This is a genomic window from Streptomyces sp. DSM 116795, from assembly GCF_055792905.1.
Window position 1 is genome coordinate 3,859,170 of sequence record NZ_CM147707.1, and the last position, 23,469, is coordinate 3,882,638.

Annotated in this window: 20 protein-coding genes; 8 read left to right on the forward strand and 12 right to left on the reverse strand. The window is 71.0% G+C overall.

Translation table 11 applies throughout. The features are described from left to right. Nucleotides 1-35 precede the first annotated feature (35 nt). From ACSMXX_RS16655 to ACSMXX_RS16665, 3 genes are all read left to right on the forward strand, one after another. Complete coding sequence (locus tag ACSMXX_RS16655; protein WP_473179495.1) at nt 36-1,439, forward strand: aminotransferase class III-fold pyridoxal phosphate-dependent enzyme; 1,404 nt, start codon at nt 36-38, stop codon at nt 1,437-1,439. Further along, complete coding sequence (locus ACSMXX_RS16660; RefSeq protein ID WP_473179496.1) at nt 1,439-2,095, forward strand: GntR family transcriptional regulator; 657 nt, start codon at nt 1,439-1,441, stop codon at nt 2,093-2,095. Before ACSMXX_RS16655 ends, ACSMXX_RS16660 begins: the two co-directional genes overlap by 1 nt. A gap of 81 nt (nt 2,096-2,176) precedes the next feature. Continuing rightward, nucleotides 2,177-2,830, forward strand: a complete 654-nt coding sequence (locus tag ACSMXX_RS16665; RefSeq protein ID WP_473179497.1) for a hypothetical protein — start codon at nt 2,177-2,179, stop codon at nt 2,828-2,830. A gap of 32 nt (nt 2,831-2,862) precedes the next feature. Here ACSMXX_RS16665 and ACSMXX_RS16670 read toward each other — a convergent pair whose 3' ends face one another. After that, on the reverse strand, nt 2,863-3,567 hold the full coding sequence (locus ACSMXX_RS16670; protein WP_473179498.1) for an SLATT domain-containing protein: 705 nt from the start codon (nt 3,565-3,567) through the stop codon (nt 2,863-2,865). 198 nt (nt 3,568-3,765) lie between these two features. On the opposite strand from ACSMXX_RS16670, the gene purD reads away from it, so the two are divergent. The 5 genes from purD to ACSMXX_RS16695 all read left to right on the forward strand — a co-directional run bounded on the left by purD (nt 3,766) and on the right by ACSMXX_RS16695 (nt 10,976). Further along, the gene (gene purD, locus ACSMXX_RS16675) at nt 3,766-5,076 is read left to right on the forward strand and encodes a phosphoribosylamine--glycine ligase (protein WP_473179499.1); all 1,311 of its coding nucleotides are present in this window, start codon (nt 3,766-3,768) and stop codon (nt 5,074-5,076) included. Nucleotides 5,077-5,352: 276 nt separating this feature from the next. Then, nucleotides 5,353-6,978: a hypothetical protein gene (locus tag ACSMXX_RS16680; RefSeq protein WP_473179500.1), complete on the forward strand. Its 1,626-nt coding sequence runs from the start codon at nt 5,353-5,355 to the stop codon at nt 6,976-6,978. A 216-nt stretch (nt 6,979-7,194) separates the two neighbouring features. Further along, a complete protein-coding gene (locus ACSMXX_RS16685; protein WP_473184813.1) occupies nt 7,195-8,676 on the forward strand; it encodes a N,N-dimethylformamidase beta subunit family domain-containing protein in 1,482 nt (493 codons plus the stop codon). 102 nt (nt 8,677-8,778) lie between these two features. Continuing rightward, a complete protein-coding gene (locus ACSMXX_RS16690; RefSeq protein ID WP_473179501.1) occupies nt 8,779-9,732 on the forward strand; it encodes a phosphoribosylaminoimidazolesuccinocarboxamide synthase in 954 nt (317 codons plus the stop codon). A 248-nt stretch (nt 9,733-9,980) separates the two neighbouring features. Then, nucleotides 9,981-10,976, forward strand: coding sequence for a helix-turn-helix transcriptional regulator (locus ACSMXX_RS16695; protein WP_473179502.1), 996 nt, complete (start codon nt 9,981-9,983; stop codon nt 10,974-10,976). Between the two features lie 94 nt (nt 10,977-11,070). On the opposite strand, the gene ACSMXX_RS16700 is transcribed toward ACSMXX_RS16695, so the two are convergent. The 11 genes from ACSMXX_RS16700 to ACSMXX_RS16750 all read right to left on the reverse strand — a co-directional run bounded on the left by ACSMXX_RS16700 (nt 11,071) and on the right by ACSMXX_RS16750 (nt 23,292). After that, nucleotides 11,071-12,537 (reverse strand): phytoene desaturase family protein, encoded by a 1,467-nt coding sequence (locus tag ACSMXX_RS16700; RefSeq protein WP_473179503.1) that lies wholly within the window; start codon nt 12,535-12,537, stop codon nt 11,071-11,073. Further along, nucleotides 12,534-14,693: an ABC transporter ATP-binding protein gene (locus tag ACSMXX_RS16705; protein WP_473179504.1), complete on the reverse strand. Its 2,160-nt coding sequence runs from the start codon at nt 14,691-14,693 to the stop codon at nt 12,534-12,536. The genes ACSMXX_RS16700 and ACSMXX_RS16705 overlap by 4 nt, the downstream gene beginning before the upstream one ends. A 7-nt stretch (nt 14,694-14,700) precedes the next feature. After that, nucleotides 14,701-15,459, reverse strand: coding sequence for a class I SAM-dependent methyltransferase (locus ACSMXX_RS16710; protein WP_473179505.1), 759 nt, complete (start codon nt 15,457-15,459; stop codon nt 14,701-14,703). 179 nt (nt 15,460-15,638) lie between these two features. Beyond that, nucleotides 15,639-16,313 (reverse strand): hypothetical protein, encoded by a 675-nt coding sequence (locus ACSMXX_RS16715; RefSeq protein WP_473179506.1) that lies wholly within the window; start codon nt 16,311-16,313, stop codon nt 15,639-15,641. Next, on the reverse strand, nt 16,310-18,250 hold the full coding sequence (locus ACSMXX_RS16720; protein ID WP_473179507.1) for an alpha/beta fold hydrolase: 1,941 nt from the start codon (nt 18,248-18,250) through the stop codon (nt 16,310-16,312). Before ACSMXX_RS16720 ends, ACSMXX_RS16715 begins: the two co-directional genes overlap by 4 nt. 314 nt (nt 18,251-18,564) lie before the next feature. Further along, nucleotides 18,565-18,744, reverse strand: coding sequence for a hypothetical protein (locus tag ACSMXX_RS16725; RefSeq protein ID WP_473179508.1), 180 nt, complete (start codon nt 18,742-18,744; stop codon nt 18,565-18,567). A gap of 103 nt (nt 18,745-18,847) precedes the next feature. Continuing rightward, on the reverse strand, nt 18,848-19,021 hold the full coding sequence (locus ACSMXX_RS16730; RefSeq protein ID WP_473179509.1) for a hypothetical protein: 174 nt from the start codon (nt 19,019-19,021) through the stop codon (nt 18,848-18,850). Between the two features lie 511 nt (nt 19,022-19,532). After that, on the reverse strand, nt 19,533-20,147 hold the full coding sequence (locus ACSMXX_RS16735; RefSeq protein WP_473184814.1) for a response regulator transcription factor: 615 nt from the start codon (nt 20,145-20,147) through the stop codon (nt 19,533-19,535). A gap of 59 nt (nt 20,148-20,206) precedes the next feature. Beyond that, the gene (locus tag ACSMXX_RS16740; protein ID WP_473179510.1) at nt 20,207-21,493 is read right to left on the reverse strand and encodes a sensor histidine kinase; all 1,287 of its coding nucleotides are present in this window, start codon (nt 21,491-21,493) and stop codon (nt 20,207-20,209) included. Nucleotides 21,494-21,514: 21 nt separating this feature from the next. Next, nucleotides 21,515-22,327: an ABC transporter permease gene (locus tag ACSMXX_RS16745; RefSeq protein ID WP_473179511.1), complete on the reverse strand. Its 813-nt coding sequence runs from the start codon at nt 22,325-22,327 to the stop codon at nt 21,515-21,517. Beyond that, nucleotides 22,324-23,292, reverse strand: coding sequence for an ABC transporter ATP-binding protein (locus ACSMXX_RS16750; RefSeq protein WP_473179512.1), 969 nt, complete (start codon nt 23,290-23,292; stop codon nt 22,324-22,326). The genes ACSMXX_RS16745 and ACSMXX_RS16750 overlap by 4 nt, the downstream gene beginning before the upstream one ends. Nucleotides 23,293-23,469 lie beyond the last annotated feature (177 nt).

The window sequence follows — 23,469 nt, forward strand, 5'->3', positions numbered from 1 at the left end:
ACCCGGCGCCTTTCCCCGAGCTGAGGAGCCACCACGTGAGCACAAGTACGAACCCGTCGACCCCTGCCGCGGGCCCCGCCGGCACCGTCCCCGACCCGGCCGCCGGCCAGGCCGTACGGGCGGCCGACCGCGCGCACGTCTTCCACTCCTGGTCCGCGCAGGGGCTGATCGAACCGCTGCCCGTCGCGGGCGGCGAGGGCTCGTACTTCTGGGACTACGACGGCAACCGCTACCTCGACTTCTCCTCGCAGCTGGTCAACACCAACATCGGTCACCAGCACCCCAAGGTCGTCGCCGCCATCCAGGAGCAGGCGGCCCGCATGTGCACCATGGCGCCCGGATTCGCCGTCGACGTACGGGCGGAGGCCGCGCGGCTCGTCGCGGAGCGCACCCCCGGAGACCTCGACAAGATCTTCTGGACGAACGGCGGTGCCGAGGCCGTCGAGAACGCCGTCCGTATGGCGAAGCTGCACACCGGCCGCCCCAAGGTGCTGAGCACCTACCGCTCGTACCACGGCCACACCGCCGCCGCGATCCACATCACCGGCGAACCGCGGCGCTGGGCCAACGACACGGGCGCGGCGGGCGCCGTGCACTTCTTCGGTCCGCATCTGTACCGCTCGCACTTCTACGCCGAGACCGAGGAGCAGGAGTCCGCCCGGGCCCTGGCACACCTCGAGGAGACCGTCGCCTACGAGGGCCCGGGCACCATCGCCGCGGTCATCCTGGAGACCGTCCCCGGCACCGCCGGCGTCCTCGTGCCGCCGCCCGGCTACCTCGCGGGCGTCCGCGAGATCTGCGACCGGCACGGCATCGTCTTCATCCTCGACGAGGTGATGGCCGGTTTCGGGCGTACGGGCGCGTGGTTCGCCGCCGACCACTTCGGCGTCACCCCGGACCTGATCACCTTCGCCAAGGGCGTCAACTCCGGCTATGTGCCGCTGGGCGGAGTCGCCATCTCCGCCGAGATCGCCGCGACCTTCGACCGGCGTCCGTACCCCGGCGGGCTCACCTACTCCGGGCATCCGCTGGCGTGCGGCTCCGCGGTGGCGACGATCAACGCCATGGCGGAGGAGGGCATCGTCGAGAACGCGGCGCAGATCGGTGAGAACGTCATCGGCCCGGCCCTGCGGGAGATCGCCGGGCGCCACCCGTCGGTCGGCGAGGTGCGCGGCATGGGCGTCTTCTGGGCGCTGGACCTGGTACGTGACCAGGAGACCCGCGAACCGCTCGTTCCGTACAACGCGAGCGGCGCGGACAACGCGCCGATGGCCGAGTTCGCCGCCGCCTGCAAGCGCGGCGGACTGTGGCCGTTCGTGAACATGAACCGCACCCACGTCGTACCGCCGTGCACCATCAGCGAGGCGGAGGTCAAGGAGGGACTGGCCGTCCTCGACGAGGCGCTCGGCGCCGCGGACGCCCACACGACCGCCGGGTGATGATCAAGCGAAGTACCCTGCGCGCGCAGATCGCCAGCGCTCTGCGTGACGAGATCCTGGCCGGGCGGCTCCCGGCCGGGAGCCACTTCACGGTCAAGGAGATCGCCGAGCAGTACGGGGTGTCCGCGACGCCCGTACGCGAGGCGCTGGTCGATCTGGCCGCGCAGGGTCTGCTGGACGTTGAGCAGCACCGGGGCTTCCGCGTCCACGAGTTCACCATCGACGACTACCGTTCGATGGTGAAGGCGCGGATGGTGGTCCTGGACGGCCTCTTCCACGGCTACTTCTCCGAAGAGGGGCCGGTGCCGGTGGTCGCCCTCGACGCCGCCGTCCTCGCCTCCGTGCGCCGCCGGGCGGAGGCCGCCGTACGTGCGGCCCGCGCCGGCGACCTCGACGTGCTCATCGGCTACGACCTGCGCTACTGGCGGGAGTTGGGCGACGTCATAGGGAACCGGTACATCTGCGACTTCCTCGACCGGCTCCGCGTGCAGTGCTGGGTCTACAGCGTGCCCTGCCTGCGCAGGGAGCAGGAGATGGCGAAGCGGCTGTGGGCGGGGCACCGGGTGCTGGTGGACGCGGTGGAGCGCGAGGACGCGGCGGCGACCCGCCAGATCGTGGACGGCTACCACCGGCATTCGCTGGCGCTCGCGGGGTGAACACACCCCGGGGGCAGGGCATTACGCTGTTGCGACCTGGCCGGGAGTCCCCCGGCCGCGAAGGGGAGGATGGAGAATTCCTTGGCATGTGATCTCTGGTTGGTGCCCCTCGTCGACGTGCTGTGCCACAGTCCCGACAATCCCTTCGCCGAGGAGATCGCTGCGTACGACAAGGCGCTGACGGATGCCGGTCTGCCGCCCGTCCCGGTCTTCAACTACATGCCCGGCCTGTCGGGGGACGTCGCGCCGGTCGCCGGTTTCGACTACGACGCGCTGCACTTCCTGCGCCGCGCGCACCTGCTGGCCGTGTGCGGCCTGGAGGTCGCGCCCGTCGACGAACTGGGCGGCGACTACGAGCAGTTGCTGGAGATGTTCGAGGCGGCGGCGCAGCAGTCCCATCTGGTGTGGCACTTCGACCACGCCGGCGCGTACGTGCCCGTCGACTTCGCCGAGCCGCTGGTCACCGACGAACTGCTGGACGGCGGCGGTCCGCTCGGCTCCAGCCACGGCCTCCTGCGCGAACTGGAAGCCGTGGCACCGTACTTGGGCATCGACCCGGCGGCGCCGCCACCCGCGCCGCAGTCGCCGTCGCGCCCCACGGACCTGGAGGAGCCGGCGGAGACGCCGGTCGCCTACGGGGAGGGGCCGTTCGCGAGGGAGCGGCACGTGTGGCTGGGCCTGCACGCGGCCGCCACGCGCAGCTTGGCTCAGGGATCGATGATCGTCTTCAGCTAGAGGCCGGTGCTGAAGGTGTTCAGAAGGGGTGCTCAGAGGGGCCCTTCGGGCGGGCGCTGGCGGGGCATGCTGGGGCGGAAGCCGGGGGAGGCCGGCAGGCGGAGGACGTTCTGGGCGGCGGCGCAGACCTCCGCCGGGCGTACGGCGGGTACGGCTGGCTGGCCGGTGGCAGACGCCGAGGACCCGGGCCTGAACTCCAGCATCCAGTCGGCCGTTTCGGCCCGTACGACCTCCGAGACGTCCTCGGTGAAGCGGCGGAGCAGCGTCAGACCGCGCTCGGCTGCCTCGCCCGCACCGCCTTCCGCGGGGCCGAGCATCTCGCGCACGGACTCCGACGCCCAGTCGTACTGCAGGGTCTCCAGCCTCCGCTGGATCGCCTGTGCCGTGGAGACGTCCCGGATCCAGCCCGTCGTCAGCCCGAAGCAGCGGTCCGCGCACACGCACACCAGGGCGCCGAGCAGTGCCAGATAACCCCACGCGGCGTGCCGCACGGGCAGCGTGCCCGTCAGGGCCAGCAGCGGCAGCACCGCGGCGGCGGTGGCCCCCAGGGCGGCTCCTGCGCGCAGGGCGCGCGCTCCGCGCCGCTTCCAGGTGCGGTCGGAGAGATACCAGTCGGCGATGAACAGCGCACGCTGCTCCACCCATACGTACAGCTCGTCCAGGCGCTCCCCCGGCTCGCCCCAGTCACCGAGCGGGAACGCCCGTCCCGCTCCGGGCCGCATCTCCGGCTTGCTCACCGTCACACCCCACAACACACGCACCACGACAGCTTCGGGCTCCGAAGGGCCCTTCCTACCGCCGGAAGAGGGGGCGCAACACCACTTCGCGCCCGAATTCCCACGGAATTGTGCACTGTTCAGGTATAGGACGGATTCCGCTCTCACTCGAAAGAGTGCCCCGCGAAGGCGCCGGAAGGCGGCGTCTAGGCTGCTCCCGTGAGGATTCTGGTCATCGGCGGCGGCGCCCGCGAACACGCCCTGTGCCGCTCTCTTTCGCTCGACCCCGAGGTCACCGCGCTGCACTGCGCGCCCGGCAACGCCGGAATCGCCGAGGTGGCCACGCTGCACGCCGTCGACGCGACGGACGGCGCCGCCGTCGCGTCGCTCGCGGAGAGCCCCCAGGTGAACGCGGACCTCGTCGTCGTCGGGCCGGAGGCACCGCTCGTCGCGGGGGTCGCGGACGCCGTGCGGGCCCGCGGGATCGCCGTGTTCGGGCCGTCGGCCCAGGCAGCACGGCTGGAGGGTTCCAAGGCGTTCGCCAAGGACGTGATGGCGGCGGCCGGTGTTCCGACCGCCCGCAGCCACGTCTGCACGACCCCCGAGGAGGCGGACGTGGCGCTGGACGCCTTCGGCCCGCCGTACGTCGTCAAGGACGACGGGCTCGCCGCCGGCAAGGGAGTCGTCGTGACCGGCGACATCGAGGAGGCCCGCTCGCACGCGCACGCCTGCGAGCGGGTCGTGATCGAGGAGTTCCTGGACGGCCCGGAGGTCTCCCTCTTCGCGGTCACCGACGGCGAGACCGTGGTGCCGCTCCAGCCCGCGCAGGACTTCAAACGCGCCTACGACGGCGACGAGGGCCCCAACACCGGGGGCATGGGCGCCTATTCACCGCTTCCGTGGGCGGACCCGGGGCTGGTGCGGGAGATCGAGCGGACGGTGCTGAGGCCGACCGTCGACGAACTGCGGCGCCGCGGGACGCCGTTCTCCGGGCTGCTGTACGCGGGGCTCGCGATCACCTCGCGCGGTGTCCGCGTGATCGAGTTCAACGCGCGCTTCGGCGACCCGGAGACCCAGGCCGTACTGGCGCGGCTGCGGACGCCGCTCGCCGGGCTGCTGCACGCCGCGGCCACCGGCCGGCTGGCCGGGTTCCCGGAGCTGAGCTGGAGCGACGAGGCGGCCGTCACCGTCGTCGTCGCGGCACGGGGATACCCGGCGGCGCCCCGTACGGGCGATGTGATCGAAGGGCTCGACGCGGTGGCCCGGCAGGACGCGCCGGAGGCGTACGTGCTGCACGCGGGCACCAAGCGGGACGCGGAGGACCGGGTGGTCAGCGCGGGCGGCCGCGTGCTGTCCGTCACGGCGACGGGGGCCGGCCTCTCGGGTGCGCGCGAACGGGCGTACAAGGCACTGGGGCGGATCCGGCTCGACGGCTCGCACCACCGTACGGACATCGCGGCCAGGGCCGCCGGGAACGCCGTAAAAGGGGCACATGGGGAGGGTGCGGACACCCCTCTCACCCCCCGCTGACGCAAGAGCTCTGCCCAAAGCCATTCCATCGAGTGACCGGACAGCGGAGCGGCTGACGGGTGTGAGGGGCCCAACTAGGGTTCCGCGCAAGCCGCATGAGAGCTCTCCCGGCTACTCCCTGGGGGCCCGTGCGGAAGGGCTGGGGCGGGAAACCCTCTGGGCCCGGCTGTGTCCCGGCTGGCCCCGCGCACGTTGCGGTGGCGGCGCGCGGTGCCACAGTGGGACCACCGAAGTCCGGGAATCCGGGCACGTCGTGATGGGGGTGAGCAGTTCGTGGTGGGCCGCCAGACAGGTACGCGCTCTGCGCGATCGCATGCTCTCTCCGTGCTCCGCATCCGCGGCACGGCACTCGCTCTCGCGCTGCTGCCCGCAGCGGCCGCGGTGATCCTCCTCGCCGCGGAGGCGACGGGGCGCGCCGGCGCCGGCTGGGCAGGCGTGCGGCTGGCGCTGAGCGGGGTCGCGGTGCTGGTGCTTGCGACGGCCGCGGGCGTCGCGGCCGTGATCGCACGGTCCCGGCCGGCCGTCTCTCCCACCGTCCCCGTCGAGGAGAGCTCCGCCCCGGATCTGTACGAGCTTGTGCGGGATCTGGCCGAGCGGCTGGAGGTCCCCGTGCCCTCGGCGGTGGCCCTCACGCCGGACTGCGACAGCTGGCTGGAGGACCGTTCGCACCGCACGCGGGGGCGGCCGGCCCCGGTGCTGGTCATCGGCTCGCCGTTCCTGTGGTGGATGCGGGTCGCGGAGCTGCGCGCCCTGCTGGCGCCCGTGGTCGCGGGCACGGGGCCCTCCGCGCACCCGGACATAGCCGCGGCCCGCCGTTTCGTGCGAGGGCTGGACGCCGCGGTCGCTGTCGCCGACAAGGCGCAGACGGGGCGGGGGCCCGGGCGGGCGAAGCGGGCAGGCGTCCGCTTCGCGGGCGGCAGCGCCCGGCTGATGCTCCGCGCGTGCGCGTCGCACGCGGCCGAGATGGAGCGGGGGGTCGCCGCGGCCGCGGCCGCTCGTGCACAGGGTGTGGATCACGCGCTGCGTACGGCGGCGCAGGAGCAGGTCGGCCTCGCATACGCGGGCTGGGACAGGCTGCTCACGCGGGTCGCGCTTCCCGCCTGGCGCATCGGAAGGTGGCCCGCCCGGCTCGACGCCGGGGTGGTCTCCGCGCTCACGGAGCTCTCCCACCGGGACAGGCTCGCGGAGGGCTTCACCTCGCGGCTGGGTGAGAGGCCCGCCTGCGACTTGCTGGACCAGCCCGGCGCCGTCGACGAGGCGGTCTCGCTGCTCGCCGCCCGCCTCTTCCACGGCGGGCCGCCGGAGCCGGGTCCGGACTGGGCGCCGGTGGACTGGCAGGCGTATCCGGAGGAGGTCGTCGACCGCATCTGGCGCACCCGGGCGGCCCGCCTCTTCACACACCTCGACGCCCTCGACCGGCCCGGCAGCGGCGCCGCGGACGGCCGGGCCACCCCGGCCCGGATCATGGAGTGGCTCGCGGGAAACGGGGAGGCTCGTACGGAGGAGCTGGCCGCCCGCCTGGGTGCCGCGGTCGCACGCGAGACCTCTCACGAGTCGTGGGAGGACGCGCTCGTGGCGCCGCTCATAGCGGGAGCGGGCCCGGGCACGGGAGGCGGGGCCGGTGTCTCGCCCATGGGGCTTCCCCTTCAGGCGCCGCGCAGCGGGCGCGAGTTGATGACGGAGCACGTCACCGCGGTGATCTGCTGCGCGGCCGTGGACAGCGCCGGAGCAGCACCGGGGCTGGACTGGCTCGACGGTCCGGCGCTCTTCGCCGACGGGGCGCGCGTGGCGGACCTGACGGGTCCGGTACTGGAGCTCGTCGAGGACGGCGACGGCCGGCCGCTGCGGGAGTGGATGGCCGCGGCAGGGGTCAGGCCGGACAAGCCCGTCCGCCTCGTCTGATGCCGTGGGGTGACGTGGCGCTCGCGTAATGTGATGGGGTGACGCCGTCGGGGGTGACGACGAGAAGTGGGGGTGGGGTCACCGGTGGGGCAGGAACAAGCGGGGAAGCAGCAGCCGGGCGAAGACCAGCCGGGGCAGCAGCCGAGACAGAAACAGCCGAGACAGAAACAGCCGCGACAGGAACAGCCGGGCCGGCGACAGCCGGAGAAGCAGCACATCCGGCGCTGGGAGTCCGGGGCGCTGGCGCACGCCGTGACGGACCCGTTCGGGCAGGGGCCGCTCCCCTGGCTCCGCTTCGGCGAGCAGTATTTCGACAACGGCCGCATGGTCCCCTGGTATGTGGACCACACCGGTCTCGAAGACGTGCTCTCGGGCGAGCGGATCCACCGCAGCCCCGGTGTCGGCCGTCCCCGCACCGCGGACGATCTGCACTGCCAGATCAAGGGCTTCGCCGGGAGCGACGGCGGCACGGCCCCCGGCGAGTCCCTCGACTTCCGGATCACCGTCGACCCGCCCCAGCCCTTCGGCGTCGACATCTACCGGATCGGCCACTACGGCGGCGACGGCGCCCGCAAGATCTCCACCAGCCCGCGCCTGTCCGGCATCAGCCAGCCCGCCCCGCTCACCGCTGACAAGACCGTCTCCTGCCACCACTGGTGGCTCTCCTGGCGCCTGCAGATCCCCGAACACTGGTCCACGGGCGCCTACGTCGCCGTCCTGACCACCGCCGACGGACGGCACCGGTCGCACATCCCCTTCACCGTCCGCGACCGCACCCCCGCGGACCTTCTCCTCGTGCTGCCCGACATCACCTGGCAGGCGTACAACCTCTTCCCGGAGAACGGCCGCACCGGCGCCAGCCTCTACCACGCCTGGGACGAGGAGGGCCGTCTGCTGGGCGAGGCCGACGCCGCCGTCACGGTCTCCTTCGACCGCCCCTACGCCGGAGCGGGCCTGCCCCTGCACGTGGGCCACGCCTACGACTTCATCCGCTGGGCCGAGCGCAACGGCTACGACCTCGCCTACGCCGACGCCCGCGATCTGCACGCGGGCCGCGTCGATCCGGCAGGCTGCCGCGGCGTGATCTTCCCCGGCCACGACGAGTACTGGACGGTGCCCATGCGCCGCTCCGTGGAGCGGGCCCGTGACTCCGGCACATCGCTGGTCTTCCTCTCCGCCAACACCATGTTCTGGCAGGTGCAGTTGGACCCGCTGCCCGGCGGCGCCCCCGACCGGCTGCTGACCTGCCGCAAGCGCCGTGGCCCCGGCCGCGCCGCCCAGTGGCGCACCCAGGGCGAGCCGGAGCAGCGCGTGCTGGGCATCCAGTACGCGGGGCAGGTGCCCCACCCGTATCCACTGGTGGTGCGCAACAGCGGTCACTGGCTGTGGGAGTACACCGGAGCGTCCGAGGGCGACGAACTGCCCGGCCTGGTCGCGGGGGAGGCCGACTGCTATTTCCCCCGTACGAGCCTGCCCGCGCACTCCGAGCGTGTGCTGCTCGCGCACTCCCCGTACCAGGACACCCGGGGCACCCGCCGCCACCAGGAGACGTCTCTCTACCGCGCCCCGTCCGGCGCGCTGGTCTTCTGCTCCGGCACCTTCGCCTGGTCGCCCGCGCTCGACCGGCCGGGCCATGTCGATCCCCGCGTCCAGCGGGCCACGGCCAACCTCCTCGACAGGGTCAGCAAGATCGGCTGAGCGGCGGGCGCCGGTGGCCCTTACGCAGGGCCCCGGGAGGTGTGCGAAGCCCCCGTACGGGACAATCGGGAGCTGAAGCGCACACCCTACGGCGGAGGACCCGTGTCCGGATTCGTGGAGAAGCCCGACCCCGTGCAGGTCCCCGGCCTGCTGCATCTGCACACCGGCAAGGTGCGCGATCTGTACCGCAACGAGGCGGGCGATCTCGTCATGGTGGCCAGCGACCGCATCTCGGCGTACGACTGGGTGCTGCCGACGGAGATCCCGGACAAGGGCAGGATCCTCACTCAGCTCTCCCTGTGGTGGTTCGAGCAGCTCGCCGACCTCGTCCCCAACCACGTCGTCGGCACCGAAGTCCCCGCGGGAGCGCCGGCCGACTGGGCGGGGCGCACCATGGTGTGCCGCTCGCTGCGGATGATCCCGGTGGAGTGTGTCGCCCGCGGCTATCTCACCGGTTCGGGCCTCGCGGAGTACGAGCAGTCCCGTACGGTCTGCGGCCTCGCGCTGCCCGAAGGGCTCACCGACGGCTCGGAGTTGCCCGGCCCGATTTTCACGCCCGCCACGAAGGCCGCGGTCGGCGACCACGACGAGAACGTCAGCTACGAGGATGTCGCCCGCGAGGTCGGTGCGGAAACCGCCACCCAGCTCCGCCAGTTGACGCTGGCGATCTACCAGCGCGCCCGTGACGTCGCCCTGGACCGCGGCATCATCCTCGCCGACACGAAGTTCGAGTTCGGTCACGGAACGGGCGACGGCGAGGACGGGATCGGCGTGTCCGCCGCCTCGGACGTCGGGCTGGTGCTCGGGGACGAGGTGCTCACCCCCGACTCGTCCCGGTTCTGGCCCGCGGACCAGTGGGAGCCGGGGAAGGCACAGCCGTCGTACGACAAGCAGTTCGTGCGCGACTGGCTCTCCGGGCCCGAGTCGGGCTGGGACAGGAGCAGCGAACAGCCCCCGCCGCCGCTGCCGGAGAAGGTCGTGGAAGCGACTCGCACGAAGTACGCGGAGGCTTACCGGATGCTCACCGGGCTCGACTGGACCTGGCCGCTGCGCTGACCCCGCAGCGATCTACGTGCTGAACGCACGGAGAATTTACCGGAGTCGAATCCTCCGTCCATGACGGTGCATACGGGGGCAGATGCGCACCATACGAAGGGGACTTTCGTAATGGTCTTTCTCACAGGGGTGTTGGACGCCTTCGTTTTTTCTATGCTCGGAAGCCTGTTCAGGCATGTGGGTTCCCAAGCTTTGACGACCGCCCATGTGCACGGGTCCTGGCGGGCGACCGGACAGGGGGAATCACCTTGGGCACGAACGAGATGTCTTATCTCGGTCTCACCGAGGAGCAGGAACACATATACCGACTCTGTCTCCGTGAGCCGGGCATAGGGCTCGACGGCCTCATCGACCAGCTCCGGCTGCCGCCGAACGCGGCCCGCAGGGAGCTGCGCAGGCTGCGCGAACTGGGCCTGCTGCGCCGTCAGTCCGAAGGGCTGGCAGCGGCCGACCCGGACGTCGCGGTGGCCAGGCTGCTGGATCTGCGTCTGCACGAACTGCACGAGAAGCTGCAACGCGTCACGCAGCTCCAGCCGTTGGTGGCGTCCCTGCGCGCGGAGCGGGGCGAGGTGCGCGAGCCGGCTGTCGTCGGCATCGAGCAGGTCACCGACCCTCCCAAGATCCGGGACCGCATCGACGACCTGGCGTTCTTCGCCCGCGAGGAGGTCGCCCTCGTCGAACCGGCCGTGGCCCTGCGGCAGGAGGAGATCGAGCAGGCGCGCCCGCGTGTGCTGCGCTGCCTGCGACGGGGCCTGTCGGTACGTACGGTGCTGGTCCGCAAGGCACTCGACCACCCGCCCACGGTGGCGCATCTGCGGGAGCTGGAATCGCACGGGGCGCGCGTGCGGCTGGTCACGCACACCACGGCGAAGATCCAGATGTACGACCGCCGCACCGCCGTCGTCCCCGTCGATCCCGAAGACACCGCGCGGGGCGCGCTGTTCGCGCAGGAGAGCGGTCTGGTCTCCAACATCCTCGCCCTGTTCGAGTCGATCTGGGCGGAGTCGGAGGACCTGGGGGCACTGCTCGGCGAGTGGCGAGCCGTGGAGGAGGACGCGCCCTCAGAGCTGGAGCGGATGGTGCTGCGCGCGATGTGCTCCGGGGGCAAGGACGAGGCGGGGGCGCGAGATCTGGGCGTGTCCGTACGCACGTACAGGCGCTACATCGCCGACCTCATGCAGTTGCTCGGTGCGGGCAACCGGCCGCAGGCGGCGCTGCTGGCACGGGAGCGCGGCTGGATCTGAGGGCGTGGGAGTGGCCGGTGCGGGGCGGTCCGCACCGCACCGGACCGCCCCGCACTGCACCGGTCCGGTTCGGTCCGGTTCGGTCCGGCGGACCTCAGCCCGGGCCGGCCGCCGCCGTGGGTCTCAGCGACGGTGCCTCGCGCACGCCGAAGCTGTGGCGCAGCGCGGAGAGCGCCGCCAGATGGCCGGACATGCCGTGCACGCCGGGCCCGGGCGCCACCGAGGCCGAGCAGAGGAAGACGCCGGGCAGCGGCGTACGCCAGGGGTCGAGCCGTGGGACCGGCCGGGCCAGCGACTGGTACAGCGTCATGGCGCCGGCGCCGATGTCGCCGCCCACGTAGTTCGGGTTGTACGTCTCGTAGTCACTGGCGGGGACGCCGCGTGCCGCGATGACCGTGTCGCCGAAGCCGGGCGCGTACTTCTCGATGCGTGAGCGTACGAGGGCCACCGGGTCGCGCGGATCGCCGTTCGGCACATGCGCGTACGCCCACACGGGCCGCTTGCCCCTGCTCGCCCGGCCGGGGTCGGTAGCCGCCGGGTCGACGAGCAGCACGAAGGGCTCGTCGGTGGCCTCGCCCCGTACGGTCAGACCTTCCTGACGGGCGATCGCGGTGTGGCTGCCGCCCAGATGGACGGTGCCGGCGCGGCCGACGTCCGGGTTGGTCCACGGGACGGGCTCCGAGACGAGGAAGTCGGCCTTCGCCGCGCCGGGTCCGTACCGGAAGCGCCTCAACTGCCGTGCGTAGCTCGCCGGGAGACGGTCCCCGGCCAGGGCGAGCAGCTGGGTCGGCGTGGTGTCGAGCAGGACGGCGCGGGCGTGGCCGAGCTGGCTCAGGCCGGTGATGCGGGAGCCGGTGTGGATCGTGCCGCCGTGCGCGCGGACGTCGTCGGCCATGACCTGGGCGATGCGTTCGCTTCCGCCGCGCGGCAGCGGCCAGCCGGTGCCGTGTGCGAGGTGTCCCAGCAGCATCGCGACGGCGTCGGAAGCGAGGGACGGCAGCTTGCCCACGGCGTGCGCGGCGACCCCGGTGAGCAGTGCGGGTGCGACGTCCCCACGGAAGCCGCCGATCAGCCGGCGGGGCAGCAGCCGCGCCGCCAGCAGCAGGGGTGCGGCGAGGTCGCGCGGCACGGAGCGCTGGCCGCTCATGAAGAAGTCCACGAGGCCCGTGCTGTGCTGGAGCAGCGGTTCCATCAGCTGCCGCCAGCGCGGCCCGTCGGCGCCGAGCCCGTCGCAGGTGGCGTCCAGGTCCGGATGGGCCAGGCCGGCGCGTCCGTCGTCCAGCGGGTGTGCGTAGGCGATGTCCGGGCCGAGGAGTTCGACGCCGCGGGCGGTGAGGTCGAACTCGCGGAAGAACGCCGAGGCGGCGGCCATCGGATGGACGGCGGAGCACACGTCGTGCCGCACGTCGCTGTCGAAGTACGCCTCGCCCCGGAGCCCGCCGCCGATGGTCCCGGCGGCCTCGTGCAGTTCGACGCGCAGACCTGCCCGCGCCAGAGTCACCGCGGCTGCGAGCCCGTTCGGGCCTGTGCCGACGATGGCGGCATCGGCGGTCTGCGTCACCGTGAACCGCCGACGGGCGTGCCGTTCGGCGCCGCCTGCGTCCCGTTCCCGTTCCCGTTCCCGTTCGCGTTGCCGTTTGCGTTCGCGTTGCCGTTTCCGTTGCCGTGCGGGTTCCCGTTCCCGCTTGCGTTCGGGTTCGCGTTCGCGTTCGGCCAGTGCTGCGCCTGCTGCTGCCCGTTCTGCTCGTGCTGACCGTGCTGACCGTGCTGCCCGGGCGTGGGCCAGAAGGCCGCCGAAGTGGCCGCCTGCAGCTGGGAGTTGGCGAGCCGGTGGTAGAGCGGGTCGCTGTGCATCAGGTCGTCGTGCGTGCCGGTGGCCTGCACGCGGCCCTCGTTCATCACCACGATCTTGTCGGCGTCGATGACGGTGGAGATGCGGTGCGCGATCGCGATCACGGCGCAGCGGGCGGAGACCTTGCGCAGCGTCTCGCGGAACTCCCGCTCGGAGTCGGAGTCCAGATGCGAGGTGGCCTCGTCGAGGAGCAGCACTGCCGGCTTCTGCAGCAGCGCGCGGGCGATGCACAGACGTTGCCGCTGGCCGCCGGAGAGTCCGCTGCCCTGATCGCCCAGTTCGGTGTCCAGGCCGTCGGGCAGATCGCCGACGACCCTGGTGAGACCGGCCAGTTCGATGACTTCCCGGATGTCTTCCTCGCGCGCTTCGGGCTGCGCGTACACGACGTTCTCGCGCACGGTGCCGCGCATCGCCGCCGTGTCCTGCTGCACGTAGCCGACGAGCCCGCGCAGCGTCGCGAGCGGCATCGTCTCGATGTCCTTGCCGCCGACCATGATGCTTCCGGAGTCCAGCGCATGGAAACGTTCGATCAGCTGGAAGAGGGTGGTCTTGCCCGCGCCGGAGGGGCCGACGACCGCGGTCATGCCGCGGGCGGCCACGGAGAAGCTGATGTCGGAGAGCGTCTCGGCCGGCTGTTCGCCGCCGCCTTCGCCGTCTCCGCCGTCTCCACCCGCCCCGTTGCCGCCGTTGCCTCCGCCGCCCTCACCGCCGTAGGTGAAGCGCACCGAGCGGAATTCGACTGCCTCCTGGTCCTCCGCGAGCGACGACTTGACCGGCGGCTTCGGCCGGTGCCGCATCCTGTCGAGCACGCCGCCCTCCTGGGGGAGCGTGGTGAGTTCGTCGACCCTGCGGATCGCCGCACGCCCCTGCTGGAACTGGCCGATGGCCAGGAAGAACAGCACCAGGGGCGAGACCATGTAGAAGAGATACATCACGAAGGCGGTGAGATCCGCCATCGACATCGTCCCGCGGGTCACGCGGGTCATGCCGACCCCGACGACGACCGCGAGCGCCGCCTGCGTACCGACGTTCATCGCCGGCATGAACAGCGCGTTGAGGCCGTTGACGCGTACCCCGGAGTTCCGGGTACGCCAGGCCAGCAGGCCTATCCGCTGCGTCTCGCGGTCCTCCGCGCGGGAGGCCTTGACGGTCGGCAGGGCGGACAGCACGCGCTGCACGTCCGAGCCGTAGGCGCTGGTGTCCTCGCGGTTGACCACCGCCGCCCGGCGCACGCTGCGCGCCAGCACCAGGGAGACGCCGCTGGCGATGCCGAGGCAGGCGAGCGTGATGAGCATCATCCACACGTCGATCAGGAACATCACGACGACGCCGCCGACCACCGTGAACCCGTTGATCACCAGCTGCGCCAGGCTCTGCGACAGCGCGATCTTCGCGAGCGAGGTGTCCGAGACCGTGCGCGTGAGGACGTCGCCCTGCTGCTGCTTGCTGTACGCGGACAGGTCCACGCGCAGCAGCCGCCTGGTGAGGAGCATCCGCACGTCGTAGACGATGTTCTCGCCGGCCCTGCCGATCAGATACGACTGAAGCGCCGAGAAGCCGCCGTCCACGCAGAACAGCCCCACGAGGACGAGGACCGCCATGGTCAGCGGCTCCTTGGCCCCCGCCTGCTTGATCAGTTCACCGATCGCGTACGGCTGCGCGAGCTGCGCCGTCACCCCGATCAGGCCGATCACGACGCCCGCGGCGAGCAGCCCCCGGTGGCGTCGCGACAGATACCACACGGCGGCCGGGGCGGCGCCGCCGCGCCGTCTGCGCGCGTGCGCCGGTCCCAGATGCTCAAGTGGACCGTCGACGTCGGGAGTTGTGGATTCCGACGTTTCCTTCGCCTCCAGGGTGCTGCTCATGCCGGTGTCACCTCGCCGTGTAGGTGCTGACGAACATGGGGGAGTCGTCGGCGTACGGCGTCTCCACCCAGTCCGCCCAGCGGTCGACCGGCTTCAGGCCGGCGGCTGCCGCGTACTCGTCCACCTCCTCCGGGGTGGTGAGCCGGGCGAGTTCGGAGCCGATCGAGGACTTGCCGTCCTCGAACCAGATGTGCGACGCGTGCCAAAGGCTCTTGTCCTCGAAGACGGTGGAGTACGTCAGCAGGCCCGTGTTCGGCTCCGGGTAGGGGATGAAGTACGAGGTGCGCTGCCGGCCTTCGTGCAGTACGCGCAGGCCTTCGGGGTTCGACGTCTCGATGACGAGGGTGCCCCCGGGAGCCAGCCGGTCGGCGGCGGCCTGGACCGTGGCCCGCTGGTCGTCGGCGTCCAGGATCATCGAGAGGGTCGCGCAGACGCAGTAGACGAGCCCGTACTCCGCCTCGTCCATGTACTTGCGGATGTCGCCGTGCACCGCCTCGACGTCCGCCTCCGCCTCCTTCGACTTCGCTCTCAGCTGCTCCAGCATCTCGGGCGAGGAGTCGACACCGGTGACGGGGAAGGCCCGTTGGGCCAGGGGTATCGCCACCCGGCCGGTGCCCACGCCGAGTTCCAGGGCGCGGTCACCGGGGCTGGGGTGCAGGGAGGCGAGCTTGCGTACGGTCGGCTCGGTGTAGGCGCCGCTCGGGAAGATCCGGTCGTAGAAGTCTCCGAACTGCCGCCCGTAGCCTATGTCGTCCACAGAGCTCATCAGGGCCCCCTCTCGGTCTCGTGATGTGCGGCCTTCCGCTTGCCGGGGCCCGTGCCTACTTCTTCTTGCTGTTCTTCGAGACGTTCAGCGCGATGGCCGCGACGATGACGATGGCGATGACGGAGATGATGATCGAGCCAGTGGACATGTGCTTGACCCCTTCCGGGAAACGGTGCTGATCAGGCCGGCTGTGCGGGTACTTCCCCGCGCGAGTCGTCCCTTATGTGCGAGTCGTAGGACGGCCCCGAGCCCGAGGCGCCGCCGTCGCCGCCCACCGTCTCCCCCGGCCCCGTCATCGGGGTGTACGGGGAGACGAAGACGACCTCCGGGTCGGACTCCTCGAAGCCGGTGGCCCTTACGAGCGTGAACTGGAAGCCCTTCACGCCCTCAGCCCTTCCGTCCTCACGGATGCGGTGGCGCAGGAACGCGCACAGCATCCGGTAGGAGGGGAGCTTCATCATCCCGCTGAAGCCCTTGTCCAGCTGGGTGATGAGTTCGGTGACGATGTCGAAGATCGCCTTCTCGGGGCGCCGTCCCGGGAACCAGAAGATCTGCGGGAGCTTGCGGCCCACGATGACCTCCACCATCCGCCAGGAGGAGGTCTCCCCTTCGCGGTTCAGCGTCCGGTAGAGGATGTGGTAGTCGTGCTGAGCCGGAGTGGGCGCGAAGAACCGCCAGTTGGGGAAGAGCCCCGAGAAGATGTCGATCTTCTGCGCCTTGTTGAACAGCGGGTTCGGGTGCTGGGCCGAGAGCGTGCCGAGCAGCAGGGCCGCCCCCGCGGCACGGGTGAGGCCGCCCGGCCCGGTGAAGGCGCGGGAGAGAGCGGACCGTACGCCGCCCGGTGTGCTGGTCATCGTGCCTCCTTGGACTCGTTGCCCTTGCTCCCGCCGGGACGGCCGTCTTCGCCGTGCCGGCCCTCCATCTCCTTGAGGCCCTCAATTTCCTTGAGGCCCTCAATTTCCTTGAGGAAGCCCAGGATCCGGCGCCCCACGTCCCCGCCGAGGCGTGCGTCGGTGAGCATGGTGTCGTGGTCGGCCCCCTCGATCACGGAGTTGCGGACGACCCGTCCCTCTCCGCGGTGTGCCGCGCCGAGTTCGTTGTGCATCAGGAGCTGTTCGGGGTCGCGGTCCACGGTCCGCTGCGCCGACAGCACCAGCGCGTGCGTGCCGATCGCGGGCAGATCGCCGCTGAAGCGCCGGAAGTCCTCGTCCGTGGCGTTCCATTCACGCATCCCGGCCCGCCACAGCCTGCTGTCGGCGTACTGCGCGAAGGCGCGGCTGCGCACCTCGGCCGGCAGGTCGTGCACCCACTTCGGACGTACGAGGGTGGCCCCGAGGCCGGTCTGCAGGCTGCGGGTGAACATGTTCAGGCCGTCCTTGAGCCGGTCCGCGGCCTCCTGCTGCTGCTTGGACCGGGTCAGCTCGTCCGGGTGCGAGCTGTCGAGATAGATCACGCCCCGTACGCGGTCGCCGAGTTCGAGTGCCGCGCGCCGCCCGATCTCACCGCCGAGTGAGTGTCCGACGAGGTATACGTCGCGGTCTGCCGCGACCCCGTTCCGCACGAGGTCGATCAGGTCGTCGACGGACTCCTGGAGGGTGTAGATGCCTGTGCTGCGGCGCTTGCTCGGCCCGTAGCCGGCGCGGCTGTAGGAGATGAGCCCGTAGTCGCTCTCCTCGACGAGCTTGTCGGTGATCCAGCCGAAGTGCTCCGTGGTGGAGATCATGCCGGTGCCGAAGACCAGCACGGGCGCCTTCGCGTCCTCCGACACCCGCTCGTTGTAGTGGAGTTCGTTGCCGTGCCGGGTGGTGAGCACCTTGCCGTGCGGCCACGGGTCGGTGGCCCGCATGCGGCGCATCGCCGCGAGAAACCCCGCAATGGTCACACCGGTGGCGGCCATGGCGGCCGTCGCCTTCAGCATCCGGTCGTCGCGTCCGGCCACCGCGGGGTGGTCCTTGGGGGCACTGGTGTAGGCGACCATCGGGTGCATCGCCTCGAACGCGGTGATGAAGCGGCCCAGCCCCATGAAGTAGCCGTTGGCCACGTGGAACGCCGCGGCGCTCGCCATGACGGGCCGTGCCAGTGCGCCGCCCTTGAGGTACGCGACAGGGAAGAGGCACTCCAGCGCGAGCACGCCGTGCGCGAGGTAACGGGCGGGCACGGGATAGCGGTTGGTGAGGTTCCACATGCCCTCGTGGCCGTACGTACGGGTCCGCATGATGCCGTTGAGCGCGGAACCGTCCCGCCAGGGCTCCCCCAGCAGCTTCACCCAGCCGGAGACCAGGTACGAGAGGTTGGCCTGCAGCGCCACGTACCACAACAGGGCGTCCTGCACGGCCGGCTGGCGCGAGAGCCGGGCGAGCCCGGCGGCCGTCTGCACGAACGAGGAGACCTGGTCGGAGCCGTCGGTGCCGTAGCGGTGCCGCGGATAGAGGGCCGCGTTGCTCAGGCCGAGGAACATGTTGGCGGCGCCGCGCCAGCGGGCGTTTCCCGGGGCCAGCAGCGCCGCACTCGCCGCAATTCGCGCGATGTGCAGCGCACGCGTCGTCTTCGGGTGTCCGACGGCGTCCAGAATGCGCCTGGTCGGGCGGGTGGACGACGCGTGCATGCCGCGCGCAATGGTCCAGTCGTTGAGCCCGCCGCGGCGTATCTGCCGCTGGTGGGTGATGTATTCGAGACTCGATGTGAGTGACGTCACCGCCGTCAGCCGCTCGGAAACGGCAAGCGCCCGACTGCGGGAGATCGGGACCGGCCCGAGAAATGTCGAGGTCAGCTTTTTAGCAAGCGATTTCACGTCGGTCTCCTCGGTGCCGGGGTCCCGGGTGGGGGGTGGCGGTCTGGTGCGGGGTGAATGGCAGGAGGGCGTGGTGCGAAGTCAGTAGCAAACACCGGTTTGCGGGCAAGTCCGAAGACAAGTGCGGAGAATGAGGAAAGAGTGAGGAAATGCGCGGCAGTTGGTCTGGGCCGACTTGAAAGAAATCTTCATCGATGATGGTGTTACCCGGTCGGCCGGTGTCAGGACCGGCCGACCGGGCAGAGCCCCGAGTTCATCCGGCCGCGCAGAAGGGGGTACCACGTGGCCGATTGATCAACGGGTTGGAGCCGGGATCAGCCCTGGCCCTGCTCGAAGGCCGCAACCGTCGCCGAGGCGATGGCGACGCCACCGAGGAAGGCGCCGGGGGTGGCCAGCACCGGGGTGTAGTCGGTGAAGACGACACCCTCGGCGTCGGTGATCTCGACAGCGTCGAGCTCCGCAGACTCGTTGATGTGCGAAGTCACATCGATCATGTGCGCACTCCTGTTCTGTTCAGGATCTCCCGGAGCGCCTTTGTCACCGGAAGAGGGGGTAGACAGCCGGACCGAGTCGGCCGGCCGGGAAATGTGCCAGTGGTCAGCCCACGGCCTTGCCGGCGGCGTACGCGCCGGTCACGACGGCCGCACCGCCGACGAAGGCACCCGCGAGGGCGGGGGTGGCGAGGACCGGAGCCGCCTCTTCGGCGATCTCGCCGGCGTGCTCCTCGTGCAGCTGGTCCTGAATTTGAACGTTCAGCTTCTCTTCCAGCATGGGATTCCTCCGAGCTTGTCAGACGTGACTGGCTGTTCCTCGCGAAAGTGGTCGAAGCCAGGAAGCTCAGGGTGGTCACCGGGCGCGGGTCCCCCGTCGGTTGAGCTTTCGGTCGTCACCGTAAACTGCAGCGAAGCGGGTCTAGCGCACGCTTGCCTCCCCGTGAATGCCCAGGTTCGCTTCCGCAGGGATGAAGATGCCAGCACGGGATGCGCGGCAGAAGAGGAATCCGTGACAGTTTGTTGCAAGGCGGCGCGACAGCTTTATGCCACGAGTGATTGTGGCCTGGACCAATATGTTACTGGTCAGAGGCTCTATACGGTCTTCCGCTCGCCAATCTCAAGTAAACCTCAATCTTTGAGAATTGGCATAGAGGTAAGCAAGAGATAGAGAAGGATATCCGACTCCGGAATGCTTGCCCCGGCTTGAGGCCCGAACACTGAATGGTCCGAATTCGTCCGCCTGTGTGGGGTGTTGCGCTCCTGGTGCGGCCACGCGGGCCGGCGGCGGCTCAGAGCCAGCCCCGCTCGCGCGCCATGCGGGCGGCCGCATGCCGGTTCTCCGCGCCCAGCTTCGCGGTCGCCGCCGAGAGGTAGTTGCGCACCGTCCCCGGCGTGAGCGAGACGCGCTCCGCGATCTCCGCTACGGGAGCCCCGTTCGCCGCCAGCGCCAGCAACTCCGTCTCGCGGGCGGTGAGCGGCGAGTCGCCGGTACTGATCGCGTCCGCCGCCAACTCCGGGTCCACGTAACGGGATCCTGCGTGCACTGTCCGGATGATCTCCGCGAGCTGCTGCGCCGAGGCGGTCTTCGGCACGAAGCCCCGAACGCCCGCCGCGAGCGCACGCTTGAGATGCCCCGGCCTCGCGTGACTCGTCACGATCATGGTCCGGCATGCCGGCAGTTGGTCGCGCAGCTCGGTCGCGACCTGTACGCCGTCCGCGCCGGGCATCTGCAGATCCAGCACGGCCACATCGGGCGCGTGCGCGCGGGCCATCGCCACCGCCTCCGGACCGGACGCCGCCTCGGCGACGATCGTGAGGTCCTCCTCCAGTGCGAGCAGCGCCGCCAGAGCCCCCCGGATCAGATGCTCGTCGTCCGCCAGCAGGACGCGGATGCCGCCGTTCACTCCGCCGCCCGGTACGCCGCGTTCGTCGTCGCCAGGCCGTGGCCCGCCCTGCCCGCCGCTCACTCCGCCGTGTCCTTCCCGTTCCTGCTGCTCTCGCCCTCGGCTGTGAGCGGGACTTCGGCCGTCAGCCGGAACGCACCTCTCTCGCTGTCGTGCACCGCCCGCAGCATGCCGTCGACCCCGTCGAGGCGTTCCCGCAGTCCCGCGAGCCCGGAGCCCGTACGGCCGCCGCCGGCGCCGTCGCCCGCCGGGGTGCGTACGCCGTCGTTCTCCATCACCAGCAGAGCACTGCCGCCAGCGGTGTCCGTACCCACCCATACTGTGCACCACGTCGCGTCCGCGTGCCGCAGCACATTGGTGGCCCCCTCCCGTACGACCCAGCCGAGCGCGGCCTGGACGGGGGCGGGCAGCCGCGAACCGCCGTTGTCGGTACGGCAGTCCACCCCCGCGGCGCGCAGAATGCCCCGGGCGCCGGCGAGTTCGGTGGGCAGGTCGACGTCGCGGTAGCCGCGGACCACTGCCCGCACCTCCGACTGTGACTCCCGTGCGATGTGCTGCACCTGCGTCATCTGCTCCACGGACGCCTCCGCGGACGCCCCGCGCTGCGCCAGCTGCACGGCCAGCTCGCTCTTGAGCGCGATCGCCGACAGATTCCGTCCCATCACATCGTGCAGATCCCGGCTGAAACGCAGCCGCTCCTCGGCGACGGCCAGCCTCGCCTGCACGCCGCGCGCCTCCTGAAGTTCCCTGATGACGGCGATGTACCAGGCGGAGGACCGGCCGGTGAAGACGGAGAGCAGACCGCCGAGAGCCGTCACGACCAGTGCCGCCAGCACACCCGCCCAGGGCATCGCCGTCGCGGCGAGCGCGGCGAACGCGACGGCGAGGAAGCCGCACAGTGCTAGAGCCGCCACGCGCCGCGGCACCGTCACACCGAAGGTCACGGCGAACGGCGCCAGCGTCCCGTGCAGCGCCAGGCCGACGTTCAGCCCGCCCTCGACCGCGTCGACCGCGACCAGCGCGACCGTCAGCGCGGTCATCGCCCCCACCAGCGCGGCCGGGAGCCGGGCGTCCGGCACGCTGCGAGTGCCCAGATAGCTGTCGATGGCCTGGTGCAGTGCGCCCGTACACAGCAGGCACTGCACCAGGCCCAGCCCGAAGACCGCCCAGGCGAGCGTGAGGGGAAGAGCACCGGGGCCCGCGTTCGGCATCAGCTGTACGACGAAGCCGACGACCGTCAGCCAGGCGTATGCGACGAGCATCCACCGCGTCGAGGCCTCGACCTGCTCGTGGCTGCTGCTCTCCTGCCAGCGGCGGTACTTGGGGGCCACCCACCAGCCGTTCACGTGCCCGTGCTCCTCACCTGTCTACCGCCGCGGCTCCCAGGGGAACCAGCGTCGTACGGCGAGCGTGCCGAGTACGATCCACACCACCAGGATGCCCAGGGCCTTCGCCGTGTCCGCGCCGCTGAGCGTGCCCACCCAGCCGTTGCGTACCAGCTCCATCGTCGGCGACACGGGGAGCAGTGAACACACCGTTGCGAGGGTGTCCGGCATGACATCCAGCGGAATCACGATCCCGGATCCCACGAAAGAGACCGCCATGAACGGGAACGTGGTGATCTGCGAAGCTTCCGTGGTCCGCGTGAACACGGCCGAAACCCCGGCCAGCAGCACCATCAGCACCAGCCCCAGCAGCACCCCCGCCGCGACGAGTTCGGGCCGCTCCGGCGGTGCGAGGTCGAGCAGCACCGCGCCGCCGCCGAGCAGCAGCACGCACTGCCCGAGCGCCAGCACCAGCGAAGGCAGCGCGCTGCCCGTCAGGATCTCGCCGTCGCTCGCCTCACCGGTACGCAGCCGCTTCAGCACGAGCTCCTCGCGCCGCGTGACGTAGATGCCGGTCAGGTTCGCGTAGACGGCGAAGACCAGCACGTAGCCGATCGAGCCGGGAATCAGCACCGTGCCCATCGACAGGCCGGTGCCCTTGAGGTTCATGCCGCTGGTGGTCTGGCGCATCAGGAGCGTCAGCAGTACCGGGGTGGCGAGCGCGACGAAGAGCATCGCCTTGTTCCGCATCAGCAGCGTCAGTTCGGCACGGCCGAGTGCGCGCAGCCGGCGCCCCGTCGCCGAAGTGTCCACCTTGCCCGGTGCCTTCACCGTGGCCGCTTCCGTGGTGCTCATACCCGCTCCACCTCCTTCTTGGCGTGCTTGGCCGCGCCCGGGGCCCGCCTGTCATCGTCGGTTTCGTCCGGGAGCTGCGCGATCTCCAGGAAGACCTCTTCGAGGGTGGCCGTGCGGGCATGCAGGCCCGGCAGTTCGACGCCCGTCTGCCGCGCCCACAGCAGTAGGTCGGTCAGCACCGCCTGCAGCTGCGGCGTACGGATCTCGAAGCGTCCCTCGCGCACCGTGGCCGGCGGCAGCGTCGGCGGCAGATGCTGAGCGGTGAGACCGTCCGGCAGCGCGAAGCGGATGCTGGACGGGCGCTCCGCGACGACCTGTTCGGGCGTGCCCGTGGTGACGATGCGCCCCGCACGCATGATGGCCAGCCGGTCGGCCAGCTCCTCGGCCTCCTCCAGATAGTGCGTCGTCAGCAGCACGGTCGTGCCCGCCCTGCGCAACTCGCGTACCAATTCCCAGGTGTCCCGGCGTCCTTCCGGGTCCATGCCGGTGGTCGGCTCGTCCAGGAAGAGCACCTCCGGGTGCCCGACCAGCGCCATCGCCAGGTCCAGGCGCCGCCGTTCACCTCCGGAGAGCTGCTTGACGCGGACGTTCGCGCGCCGGTCGGAGAGCCCCACCTGTGCCAGAACCTCGCCGATGGGGCGGGCGTCGCTCGTGCAGCCGGCCCACATCCGAATCGTCTCGGTGACCGTCAGCTCGGACGGGAAGCCGCCCTCCTGAAGCATCACGCCTGTGCGGGGCCGCACCGCCGTGCGTTCCGAGTACGGGTCGAAACCGAGCACCTTCACACTGCCGCCGCTGGGCCGGGCGAGGCCCTCCAGCAGCTCGACCGTGGAGGTCTTTCCCGCTCCGTTCGTGCCCAGCAGCGCGAAGATCTCGCCCTCCCGTACGGAGAACGAGACGCCGCGCACGGCTTCGAAGCCCTTCGCATATCGCCGTTTGAGTCCGTCGACCTCGATCGCATCCATGTCCCTCAGTCTTCCGCGCGGCCCGGCGGTCGCCCGGTGCGTGGTGTCACGAGTGCGCATGACGAACCTCATGCGCGGGCAAGGAGGCTTGCACGCGGAGGCGCCGCGGAAGTGGTGGACACCTTCGGGACCGGGGAAATGAACGAGCCCCGGTCCGGGGACCGGGGCTCTCACATA

Excerpts from the sequence above, each read along its gene's own strand:
- ACSMXX_RS16660 (WP_473179496.1), top strand. The coding sequence starts at position 1,439 with ATGATCAAGCGAAGTACCCTGCGCGCGCAGATCGCCAGCGCTCTGCGT.
- ACSMXX_RS16705 (WP_473179504.1), bottom strand. The coding sequence starts at position 14,693 with ATGAGCAGCACCCTGGAGGCGAAGGAAACGTCGGAATCCACAACTCCC.
- ACSMXX_RS16710 (WP_473179505.1), bottom strand. The coding sequence starts at position 15,459 with ATGAGCTCTGTGGACGACATAGGCTACGGGCGGCAGTTCGGAGACTTC.
- ACSMXX_RS16715 (WP_473179506.1), bottom strand. The coding sequence starts at position 16,313 with ATGACCAGCACACCGGGCGGCGTACGGTCCGCTCTCTCCCGCGCCTTC.
- ACSMXX_RS16725 (WP_473179508.1), bottom strand. The coding sequence starts at position 18,744 with ATGATCGATGTGACTTCGCACATCAACGAGTCTGCGGAGCTCGACGCT.
- ACSMXX_RS16730 (WP_473179509.1), bottom strand. The coding sequence starts at position 19,021 with ATGCTGGAAGAGAAGCTGAACGTTCAAATTCAGGACCAGCTGCACGAG.
- ACSMXX_RS16745 (WP_473179511.1), bottom strand. The coding sequence starts at position 22,327 with ATGAGCACCACGGAAGCGGCCACGGTGAAGGCACCGGGCAAGGTGGAC.
- ACSMXX_RS16750 (WP_473179512.1), bottom strand. The coding sequence starts at position 23,292 with ATGGATGCGATCGAGGTCGACGGACTCAAACGGCGATATGCGAAGGGC.